General features: G+C 70.2%; 7 protein-coding genes. All 7 read left to right on the top strand.

Annotated elements, in window-relative coordinates; translation table 11 throughout:
- The first annotated feature begins 130 nt into the window (after positions 1–130).
- A complete protein-coding gene (locus JS521_RS30065) occupies positions 131–925 on the top strand; it encodes a cell division protein FtsQ/DivIB (protein ID WP_205086093.1) in 795 nt (264 codons plus the stop codon).
- 276 nt (positions 926–1,201) lie between these two features.
- The gene (gene ftsZ / locus JS521_RS30060; RefSeq protein WP_205086092.1) at positions 1,202–2,425 is read left to right on the top strand and encodes a cell division protein FtsZ; all 1,224 of its coding nucleotides are present in this window, start codon (positions 1,202–1,204) and stop codon (positions 2,423–2,425) included.
- The gene (gene pgeF / locus JS521_RS30055; RefSeq protein ID WP_205086091.1) at positions 2,422–3,162 is read left to right on the top strand and encodes a peptidoglycan editing factor PgeF; all 741 of its coding nucleotides are present in this window, start codon (positions 2,422–2,424) and stop codon (positions 3,160–3,162) included. The genes ftsZ and pgeF overlap by 4 nt, the downstream gene beginning before the upstream one ends.
- A gap of 6 nt (positions 3,163–3,168) precedes the next feature.
- On the top strand, positions 3,169–3,888 hold the full coding sequence (locus tag JS521_RS30050) for a YggS family pyridoxal phosphate-dependent enzyme (protein ID WP_205086090.1): 720 nt from the start codon (positions 3,169–3,171) through the stop codon (positions 3,886–3,888).
- 125 nt (positions 3,889–4,013) lie between these two features.
- Positions 4,014–4,655 carry a cell division protein SepF gene (locus JS521_RS30045; RefSeq protein ID WP_205086089.1) on the top strand — a complete coding sequence of 214 codons (642 nt, stop codon included), beginning with the start codon at positions 4,014–4,016 and terminating at the stop codon, positions 4,653–4,655.
- 91 nt (positions 4,656–4,746) lie between these two features.
- Complete coding sequence (locus JS521_RS30040) at positions 4,747–5,031, top strand: YggT family protein (protein WP_006123846.1); 285 nt, start codon at positions 4,747–4,749, stop codon at positions 5,029–5,031.
- Positions 5,032–5,080: 49 nt separating this feature from the next.
- Positions 5,081–6,229, top strand: coding sequence for a DivIVA domain-containing protein (locus JS521_RS30035; RefSeq protein ID WP_205086088.1), 1,149 nt, complete (start codon positions 5,081–5,083; stop codon positions 6,227–6,229).
- Positions 6,230–6,431: the final 202 nt, after the last annotated feature.

Below are 6,431 nucleotides of genomic sequence, written 5' to 3'. Positions count from 1 at the left end.
GCCCCCCCGGCCGGCGCCAGCGGTGGCGGCGGTCTTTCTTCGGGGCCGCCCCGGCGGGGGGGGGCGGGGGGGCGGGGGGGGGGGGGGGGCCCCCGGGGGGGGGGGCCGGGGGGCCGGCGAAGGAGCGAGCGTGGCCGGACCGACGACCGCCCAGCGCGGCGCACACGGGCGGGCGGACACCTCCGCCCGCCCGCCGCACATCGGCCCCGAGGGGCCCCGCATCAGCCGCCGGCTGCTGCTGATCCTGATCGGCGTCGCCGTCGCCCTGCTCACCGCGTTCGCGGTCTGGGTGCTCTACGGCTCCTCCTGGCTCCGTGTGGAGAAGGTCAGCACGAGCGGCGTCGATGTCCTGACCCGCGAAGAAGTGGAAGCGGCTGCCGCCACCCCGATCGGCGCCCCGCTGGTCTCGGTGGACACCGGCGCCATGGAGCGCCGGTTGCGCCAGAAGTTGCCTCGTATCGACACGGTTGATGTCGTTCGGTCCTGGCCGCACGGCATCGGCCTTAAGGTGACGGAGCGAAAGCCGGTCCTTCTGGTCGAAAAGGGCGGGAAGTTCGTCGAAGTGGACGCCAAGGGCGTGCGCTTCGCCACCGTGGACAAGGCGCCGAAGGGCGTGCCCCTGCTGGAGCTGAAGCCCGAGCCTTCCGCGAGCCTTCGCCGCTTCGGCGACGACCGTCTGTTGCGGGAAGCGGTCCGGGTCGCCGGCGACCTTCCGGCGGGTGTCGCGAAGGAGGTCGAGGCCGTCCGGGTCTCCTCGTACGACGCGATCACCTTGCGGCTCACCCGGGACCGTGAGGTGACCTGGGGCAGTGGCGAGGACGGCCCGGTCAAGGCACGTGTCCTCGTCGCACTCATGAAGGCCGCCCCCAAAGCGGGACAGTTCGACCTAAGCGTTCCCACCGCCCCGGCGGTATCGGCGAGTTGACGGGCATTTGTGCTGGCCAGCACCCTGGTTGGTCAGCGCTACGGGTGATCACATAGGGTGAAAAGAAAAACGGGAGGTTCGGCGTGTTCGTTGAACGTGCGCCACTTGTCGACTTAGTGTCCTGTTCGGAAGAGTCCAGGAAGCAGACACACTGGTAACCCTAAACTTCAGCGTTAGGGTTTGGGTCGGCGTTCGGACCGTCCCCATCGACATCAGTCGTCGCCGCGGGGCCACCGCAGAGCGACGACACGTAAATCGAGGCGAGAGGCCTTCGACGTGGCAGCACCGCAGAACTACCTCGCAGTCATCAAGGTCATCGGTGTCGGCGGCGGTGGTGTCAATGCCATCAACCGAATGATCGAGGTCGGTCTCAAGGGCGTCGAGTTCATCGCCATCAACACGGATGCACAGGCCCTGTTGATGAGCGACGCCGACGTCAAGCTCGACGTCGGCCGCGAACTCACCCGGGGCCTCGGCGCCGGGGCGAACCCGGCCGTCGGTCGTAAGGCGGCAGAGGACCACCGTGAGGAGATCGAGGAGGTCCTCAAGGGGGCCGACATGGTCTTCGTCACCGCCGGAGAAGGCGGCGGCACCGGCACCGGCGGCGCACCCGTCGTCGCCAACATCGCGCGCTCTCTCGGCGCCCTGACGATCGGTGTGGTCACCCGCCCGTTCACCTTCGAGGGCCGGCGACGCGCGAACCAGGCGGAGGACGGCATCGCCGAGCTCCGCGAAGAGGTCGACACCCTCATCGTCATCCCCAACGACCGCCTGCTGTCCATCTCGGACCGTCAGGTCAGCGTGCTCGACGCGTTCAAGTCGGCCGACCAGGTGCTGCTCTCGGGTGTCCAGGGCATCACCGACCTCATCACGACCCCGGGCCTGATCAACCTCGACTTCGCCGACGTCAAGTCGGTCATGTCCGAGGCCGGATCGGCGCTCATGGGCATCGGGTCGGGGCGCGGCGACGACCGCGCGGTGGCGGCCGCGGAGATGGCGATCTCCTCGCCCCTCCTGGAAGCCTCCATCGACGGCGCCCGCGGGGTCCTGCTCTCCATCTCCGGCGGCAGCGACCTCGGTCTCTTCGAGATCAACGAGGCCGCCCAGCTGGTGAGCGAGGCGGCGCACCCCGAGGCCAACATCATCTTCGGCGCCGTCATCGACGACGCCCTGGGCGACGAGGTGCGGGTCACCGTGATCGCCGCGGGCTTCGACGGCGGACAGCCGCCGGCCCGCCGGGAGAACGTCCTCGGCGCGAACACCAACAAGCGCGAGGAGCCGGCCACCCCGGTCAGGTCCTCCGCCGAGCCCGCGCGCCCGGTCGGCGGACTCGGTTCCGTACCCCCGCGCGAGGAGAGCCCGGCCCCGGCCGAGCCCGCCCCCGCGTCGGCTTCGAGCGAGAGCGCGCTGCCGCCCGTCTCTCCGCCGCACGTCCCGCCGGCCCGTCCCTACCAGGACACCCAGGCCGAAGAGCTGGACGTACCGGACTTCTTGAAGTGATAGATCAGCACCCGACGGCACCCGTCACGGGCAGCGCTCACTTCGCCTTCACCGACCGGTGGGGCGGAGTGAGCGCCGCTCCGTACGGCGAACTCAACCTCGGCGGCGCGGTCGGAGACGACCCCGCCGCCGTCGGCGCGAACCGGGAGCGCGCGGCCCGCGGCCTCGGCATCGACCCGGCGCTCGTCGTCTGGATGAACCAGGTGCACGGGCGGGACGTCGCGGTGGTGGACGGGCCCTGGGGTGCGGACGCGGAGATTCCGGCCGTGGACGCGGTGGTGACCGCCCGGCGCGGGCTGCCGCTCGCGGTCCTCACCGCCGACTGCACCCCCGTGCTCCTCGCCGACCCGGTCGCCGGAGTCGTCGGGGCGGCGCACGCCGGGCGTCCGGGGCTGGTCGCCGGAGTCGTACCGGCGGCGGTCGAGGCCATGATCGCGCTCGGCGCACACCCCTCCCGGATCACCGCGCACACCGGTCCGGCCGTCTGCGGACGGTGCTACGAAGTGCCGGAGGCGATGCGGGCCGAGGTCGCCGAGGCCGTCCCCGGCACTTGGTCAGAGACCAGCTGGGGCACTCCGGCGGTGGACGTCACCGGCGGAGCCCACGCCCAGCTGGCCGCCCTCGGCGTGACGGACCGGCACTCCTCGCCGTACTGCACCCTGGAATCGGGCGACCACTTCTCGTACCGCCGCGACCGCGTCACCGGGCGGCTCGCCGGATATGTCTGGTTGGACTGATAGGGCATGACGGACCGTAAGGCTCAACTCGCGGCGAATCTCGCACAGGTGGAGGAAAGGATCGTCTCCTCCTGTGTCGCCGCCGGGCGCAAGCGGGAGGAAGTGACCCTGATCGTGGTCACCAAGACCTACCCCGCGAGCGATGTGCGGATCCTGCATGAGCTCGGGGTGCGCCATGTCGCGGAGAATCGTGACCAGGACGCCGCCCCCAAAGCCACCGCTTGTGCGGATCTTTCGCTGACATGGCACTTTGTCGGACAACTGCAGACGAACAAGGTTCGTTCTGTGACCGGTTATGCCGATGTGGTGCAGTCGGTGGACCGCGCCAAGCTGGTCACGGCTCTCTCCGCCGCCGCGGTGCGCGGGGAGCGCGAACTCGGCTGCCTGATCCAGGTCGCCCTGGACGCGGAGAGCGGCGAGCGCGGTGAGCGCGGCGGTGTCGCGCCGGACGGGGTCGAGGAGTTGGCGGCCGCGATCGGCGAGGCTCCCGGACTCCGGCTCGACGGACTGATGACCGTGGCGCCGCTGGCCGGGGAGTACGCCGGCCGGCAACGGGCCGCGTTCGACCGGCTGATGGAAATCTCATCCCGCCTGCGCGCCGGTCATCCGGCTGCGAACATGGTCTCCGCAGGTATGAGCGGGGATCTGGAGGACGCGGTGGCGGCCGGAGCGACACATGTACGCGTCGGTACGGCGGTACTCGGAGTCCGACCCCGGCTCGGGTAACGTCGCGAAGCAAGTCGGACCACAGCAGAAAATATGGTCATTCCCACTTCTAGCGGGCAGACCACCGTGGATCGCTGGCACTTGGTGACGAATGCCGATCCACCACAGAGCGGAGGACTCGGAGCATGGCCGGCGCGATGCGCAAGATGGCGGTCTACCTCGGCCTCGTGGAGGACGATGGGTACGACGGCCCGGGGTTCGACCCCGACGACGAATTCGAACCTGAGCCGGAGCCCGAGCGCGACCGGCGGCGGCACCAGCCCCCGCACCAGGTGGAGCGGGACCGGGAGCGTGACCGCGACCGTGAGCGCGAAAGGGACGAACCGGTACGAGTGGTGCAACCCCCCGCTCAGCGAGAGCCGGTTCAGCTCCCCGCGGAAAGCGTGCGACCCGCCCGGATCGCACCCGTGGCATCCATCACACCTGAACGCCCGAACATGGAGAAGAACGCACCGGTGATCATGCCCAAGGTCGTGTCCGAGCGGGAGCCGTACCGCATCACCACGCTGCACCCCAGGACCTACAACGAGGCCCGTACCATCGGGGAACACTTCCGTGAGGGCACTCCGGTGATCATGAATCTCACGGAGATGGACGATACGGACGCGAAGCGACTTGTCGACTTTGCCGCGGGACTCGTCTTCGGTCTCCATGGCAGCATTGAACGCGTGACGCAGAAGGTGTTCCTGTTGTCGCCTGCTAACGTCGATGTCACGGCGGAGGACAAGGCCCGCATCGCAGAGGGCGGATTCTTCAACCAGAGCTGAGAACACGACACCGGGAACGACCCGGCCGCAAGGCCGGTGCCGGCCGCGAGGCCGGAGCTGACGAGAGCCAGGGGAGAGGGAAGCGCGAGACATGGGCGTCGCACTGGATGTGGTCTATATCGCGCTGATGTGTTTCCTCATCGTGCTGATCTTCCGGCTGGTCATGGACTATGTCTTCCAGTTCGCACGTTCATGGCAACCCGGCAAGGCGATGGTGGTCGTACTTGAGGCCACCTACACTGTCACCGATCCACCGCTCAAGCTTCTGCGGCGGTTCATCCCGCCGCTGCGTCTCGGGGGCGTGGCACTCGACCTGTCCTTCTTCGTTCTGATGATCATCGTCTACATCCTGATCAGCGTTGTGGTCAGGTTGTGAGCGATACGGTCTTGCCGACTGCCGACGACTACGTAGAGGTGAAGAAGAGATGCCGTTGACCCCCGAGGACGTGCGGAACAAGCAGTTCACGACCGTCCGCCTCCGAGAAGGCTATGACGAGGACGAGGTCGATGCCTTTCTCGACGAGGTCGAATCGGAGCTGACCCGTCTGCTCCGTGAGAACGAGGACCTGCGCGCCAAACTGGCCGCTGCGACGCGCGCCGCCGCGCAGAACCAGCAGCAGCAACAGCAGCAGGGTATGCGCAAGCCCCCGGAGCAGCAGGACCGCCCGGGCGCGCCCGTTCCCGCCGCCATATCTGGACCGCCGCAGCAGCAGCAGCCCCCGCAGATGGGTCCGCCCCAGCTGCCCGGTGGCGCGCCGCAGCTGCCCGCAGGTCCCAGCGGCCACGGCCCCCAGGGCGGCCACGGCCCCGGTCCGCAGGGCCCGCACGGCCCCGGCCCGATGCAGGGCGGTCCCATGGGTGGCCCGATGGGCGGTCCCATGGGTCAGCACCCCCAGCAGCAGATGCAGCAGATGCAGCCCCCGCAGATGCAGCAGCAGGGGCAGGGCCCCGGTGGCGACAGCGCCGCCCGTGTCCTCTCGCTCGCGCAGCAGACCGCCGACCAGGCGATCGCGGAGGCCCGTTCCGAGGCCAACAAGATCGTCGGCGAGGCGCGCAGCCGTGCCGAGGGCCTGGAGCGCGACGCGCGTGCCAAGGCCGACGCCCTGGAGCGGGACGCGCAGGAGAAGCACCGCGTGGCGATGGGCTCGCTGGAGTCGGCCCGCGCGACGCTGGAGCGCAAGGTCGAGGACCTGCGGGGCTTCGAGCGCGAGTACCGCACGCGGCTGAAGTCCTACCTGGAGAGCCAGCTGCGCCAGCTGGAGACCCAGGCGGACGACTCGCTCGCCCCGCCGCGGACGCCGGCCGCCGCTTCGCTGCCGCCGTCCCCCTCGCTGGCTCCGGCCGGTGCGGGTGCGATGGGGCACTCCATGGGCGGCTCCAACCACGGTGGCCACGGCGGCCAGCAGATGGGTGGCGGTCAGTCGATGGGCAGCGGGCCGTCCTACGGCGGCCAGCAGCAGATGTCGCCGGCCATGACGCAGCCGATGGCGCCGGTGCGGCCGCAGGCGCCGCAGCCGATGCAGCAGGCGCCTTCGCCGATGCGTGGGTTCCTGATCGACGAGGACGACAACTGAGCGGTGCGCGCTCGCTGAGCGCGTAGCCGTCGGCAGGCTGAGGGCCCGGGGGGCCGGGGGGGGGCCCGCCCCCCCCCGGGGGGGGGGTGGTGGGGGGGGGCGGGGGGGGGGGGGGGGGGGGCGGGGGGGCGGCTGGTTTGATCCTTCCCCACCTTCTCCCCACCGCCGCCCGCCACGCCTGGCCGCTCGGACGGCACACCGA

The sequence above is a fragment of the Streptomyces durocortorensis genome (assembly GCF_016901035.1).
Taxonomy (GTDB): domain Bacteria; phylum Actinomycetota; class Actinomycetes; order Streptomycetales; family Streptomycetaceae; genus Streptomyces; species Streptomyces durocortorensis.
Note: the sequence above shows the minus strand (reverse complement) of the source record. Positions and strands in the feature narration are given on the sequence as shown.